Origin of the sequence: Streptosporangium sp. H16 (assembly GCF_051918855.1) — a bacterium.
Taxonomy (GTDB): domain Bacteria; phylum Actinomycetota; class Actinomycetes; order Streptosporangiales; family Streptosporangiaceae; genus Streptosporangium.
Window position 1 is genome coordinate 1 of the sequence record NZ_JBPXMD010000113.1, and the last position, 1,083, is coordinate 1,083.

General features: G+C 69.3%; 1 protein-coding gene. It reads right to left on the reverse strand.

The features are described from left to right. Nucleotides 1-56 precede the first annotated feature (56 nt). Nucleotides 57-695, reverse strand: a complete 639-nt coding sequence (locus ACTOQ2_RS43900; protein WP_440074340.1) for a response regulator transcription factor — start codon at nt 693-695, stop codon at nt 57-59. Nucleotides 696-1,083: the final 388 nt, after the last annotated feature.

The window sequence follows — 1,083 nt, forward strand, 5'->3', positions numbered from 1 at the left end:
ACCCTCCAGGCTGCCCGTCCGCCCCGCGACGACGTTAGGGACCAAAGTCCCCTGCATCACCGCCGATCTGCCCTCAGACGGGCCGCCATGGCCGCGACCTGGGTGCGCCGCTGCATGTCGAGCTTGCTCAGCAGGGTGGAGACGTAGTTCTTGACCGTCTTCTCGGCCAGGAACATCCGCTCGCCGATCTGCCGGTTGGTCAGGCCCTCGCCGATCAGCTCCAGGATCTGCCGCTCCTGATCCGACAGGGCGGCCAGCGGGTCCTTTCTCGCCGCCTGGTCGCGCAGGCGCGCCAGCATCGAGGCCGTGGTCTGCGGATCCAGCAGCGACTGCCCGGCGGCGACCGTACGGACCGCTCCCACCAGGTCAGAGCCGTGAATCTGCTTGAGCACATACCCCGAGGCCCCGGCCATGACCGCGTCGAACAACGCGTCGTCGTCGGCGTAGGAGGTCAGCATCAGGCACGCCAGGCCGGGCAACTGGGAGCGGACCTCACGGCACACGTCGACTCCGTTGCCGTCGGGCAGGCGGACGTCGAGCACGGCGACGTCGGGCTTGAGGGCGGGGATGCGGGCGATGGCCGACTCGGCGGTGCCGGCCTCGCCGATCACCTCGATGTCGTCCTCGGAGCCGAGTAGCGCGGCGACACCGCGCCGTACCACCTCGTGGTCGTCCACCAGGAAAACGCGAATCATGCTCTGCACGTTAGTCCCCTTTTGGCGCGTGCCGGTAGGGACCAAGGACCCCGCGTGTCACGCCGGCCGCCGTGGGAGGGACGTGCGCCGATCGCGAAAAGGCCGAAAGTCCCGCGGGTGCGGTTCGTACGGCACTGTGGCCGGGCTTGGGGAATGCGGTGTGATGAGGACGTCGCAAAGACCGCGGAACACCGCGGAACATCACGGAACTACACGGAAAGGGGAGCCGTCATGGCCGCCACTCACGGACACGACGTTCACACCGGGCCGGTCACAGGCGCCGCCCCCGCACACGCCGCCCCCGCACAGGTCGCCCCCGCGCAGGTCGTCAAGCGGCCGGTCGACTACGTCTGGGCGGTCGCTCGGATCAGCCTGGGCTGGGTCTTTC